General features: G+C 51.7%; 2 rRNA genes. Both read right to left on the bottom strand.

The annotated features are described in order from the left end of the window. Positions 1 to 7: 7 nt before the first annotated feature. A 5S ribosomal RNA gene (gene rrf / locus B9Y90_RS25355) occupies positions 8 to 123 on the bottom strand. A gap of 96 nt (positions 124 to 219) precedes the next feature. Further along, a 23S ribosomal RNA gene (locus B9Y90_RS25350) occupies positions 220 to 3,126 on the bottom strand. Positions 3,127 to 3,277: the final 151 nt, after the last annotated feature.

Below are 3,277 nucleotides of genomic sequence, written 5' to 3'. Positions count from 1 at the left end.
ATTTGATGCCTGGCAGTTCCCTACTCTCGCATGGGGAGACCCCACACTACCATCGGCGCTACGGCGTTTCACTTCTGAGTTCGGCATGGGGTCAGGTGGGACCACCGCGCTACGGCCGCCAGGCAAATTCTGTTATTGACCGTTATATTTTTATATAACCATCAACTAAATCCTGAACTAAGCTGAAAATCTTTCTCTCTAAAACACCTTCGGTGTTGTAAGGTTAAGCCTCACGGATCATTAGTACTGGTTAGCTCAACGTATCGCTACGCTTACACACCCAGCCTATCAACGTCGTAGTCTTCAACGTTCCTTCAGGACCCTTAAAGGGTCAGGGAGAACTCATCTCGGGGCAAGTTTCGCGCTTAGATGCTTTCAGCGCTTATCTCTTCCGCATTTAGCTACCGGGCAATGCCATTGGCATGACAACCCGAACACCAGTGATGCGTCCACTCCGGTCCTCTCGTACTAGGAGCAGCCCCCCTCAATTCTCCAGCGCCCACGGCAGATAGGGACCGAACTGTCTCACGACGTTCTAAACCCAGCTCGCGTACCACTTTAAATGGCGAACAGCCATACCCTTGGGACCTACTTCAGCCCCAGGATGTGATGAGCCGACATCGAGGTGCCAAACACCGCCGTCGATATGAACTCTTGGGCGGTATCAGCCTGTTATCCCCGGAGTACCTTTTATCCGTTGAGCGATGGCCCTTCCATTCAGAACCACCGGATCACTAAGACCTGCTTTCGCACCTGCTCGAGCCGTCACTCTCGCAGTCAAGCTAGCTTATGCCTTTGCACTAACCTCACGATGTCCGACCGTGATTAGCTAACCTTCGTGCTCCTCCGTTACGCTTTAGGAGGAGACCGCCCCAGTCAAACTACCCACCAGACACTGTCCGCAACCCGGATCACGGGTCTACGTTAGAACATCAAACATTAAAGGGTGGTATTTCAAGGTTGGCTCCACGCAGACTGGCGTCCACGCTTCAAAGCCTCCCACCTATCCTACACATCAAGGCTCAATGTTCAGTGTCAAGCTATAGTAAAGGTTCACGGGGTCTTTCCGTCTTGCCGCGGGTACACTGCATCTTCACAGCGATTTCAATTTCACTGAGTCTCGGGTGGAGACAGCCTGGCCATCATTACGCCATTCGTGCAGGTCGGAACTTACCCGACAAGGAATTTCGCTACCTTAGGACCGTTATAGTTACGGCCGCCGTTTACCGGGGCTTCGATCAAGAGCTTCTCCTTGCGGATAACCCCATCAATTAACCTTCCGGCACCGGGCAGGCGTCACACCGTATACGTCCACTTTCGTGTTTGCACAGTGCTGTGTTTTTAATAAACAGTTGCAGCCAGCTGGTATCTTCGACTGCCTTCAGCTCCAGGAGTAAATCCCTTCACCTAGCGACAGCGTGCCTTCTCCCGAAGTTACGGCACCATTTTGCCTAGTTCCTTCACCCGAGTTCTCTCAAGCGCCTTGGTATTCTCTACCTGACCACCTGTGTCGGTTTGGGGTACGATTCAATGTTACCTGATGCTTAGAGGCTTTTCCTGGAAGCAGGGCATTTGTTACTTCAGCACCGTAGTGCCTCGTCATCACACCTCAGCGTTAACAGAAGTCCGGATTTACCTAAACTTCCCGCCTACATGCTTAAACCGGGACAACCGTCGCCCGGCTAACATAGCCTTCTCCGTCCCCCCTTCGCAGTAACACCGAGTACAGGAATATTAACCTGTTTCCCATCGACTACGCCTTTCGGCCTCGCCTTAGGGGTCGACTCACCCTGCCCCGATTAACGTTGGACAGGAACCCTTGGTCTTCCGGCGAGCGGGCTTTTCACCCGCTTTATCGTTACTTATGTCAGCATTCGCACTTCTGATACCTCCAGCAAACCTCACAGTTCACCTTCAACGGCTTACAGAACGCTCCCCTACCCAACAACACATAGTGTCGCTGCCGCAGCTTCGGTGCATGGTTTAGCCCCGTTACATCTTCCGCGCAGGCCGACTCGACCAGTGAGCTATTACGCTTTCTTTAAATGATGGCTGCTTCTAAGCCAACATCCTGGCTGTCTGTGCCTTCCCACATCGTTTCCCACTTAACCATGACTTTGGGACCTTAGCTGGCGGTCTGGGTTGTTTCCCTCTTCACGACGGACGTTAGCACCCGCCGTGTGTCTCCCGTGATAACATTCTTCGGTATTCGTAGTTTGCATCGGGTTGGTAAGCCGGGATGGCCCCCTAGCCGAAACAGTGCTCTACCCCCGAAGATGAGTTCACGAGGCGCTACCTAAATAGCTTTCGGGGAGAACCAGCTATCTCCCGGTTTGATTGGCCTTTCACCCCCAGCCACAAGTCATCCGCTAATTTTTCAACATTAGTCGGTTCGGTCCTCCAGTTAGTGTTACCCAACCTTCAACCTGCCCATGGCTAGATCACCGGGTTTCGGGTCTATACCCTGCAACTTAACGCCCAGTTAAGACTCGGTTTCCCTGCGGCTCCCCTATACGGTTAACCTTGCTACAGAATATAAGTCGCTGACCCATTATACAAAAGGTACGCAGTCACCCCATAAATGAGGCTCCCACTGCTTGTACGTACACGGTTTCAGGTTCTTTTTCACTCCCCTCGCCGGGGTTCTTTTCGCCTTTCCCTCACGGTACTGGTTCACTATCGGTCAGTCAGGAGTATTTAGCCTTGGAGGATGGTCCCCCCATATTCAGACAGGATACCACGTGTCCCGCCCTACTCTTCGAACTCACAGCCTGTGCATTTTAGTGTACGGGAGTATCACCCTGTACCCTGCGACTTTCCAGACGCTTCCACTAACACACAAACTGATTCAGGTTCTGGGCTGCTCCCCGTTCGCTCGCCGCTACTGGGGGAATCTCGGTTGATTTCTTTTCCTCGGGGTACTTAGATGTTTCAGTTCCCCCGGTTCGCTTCATTACGCTATGTATTCACGTAATGATAGTGTGTCGAAACACACTGGGTTTCCCCATTCGGAAATCGCCGGCTATAACGGTTCATATCACCTTACCGACGCTTATCGCAGATTAGCACGTCCTTCATCGCCTCTGACTGCCAGGGCATCCACCGTGTACGCTTAGTCGCTTAACCTCACAACCCGAAGATGTCTCGTAAGACACAATCGATGTTGTGAAAATTTGAGAGACTCGAACATGTCTTAACCTCATTCTTTATTACGGAAGAATAAGACGACATGTCGTTTCAATTTTCAGCTTGTTCCGGATTGTTAAAGAGCAAATAT

It is taken from the genome of Cedecea sp. NFIX57 (genome assembly GCF_900177785.1).
Taxonomy (GTDB): Bacteria; Pseudomonadota; Gammaproteobacteria; order Enterobacterales; family Enterobacteriaceae; genus Cedecea; species Cedecea neteri_C.
Note: the sequence above shows the minus strand (reverse complement) of the source record. Positions and strands in the feature narration are given on the sequence as shown.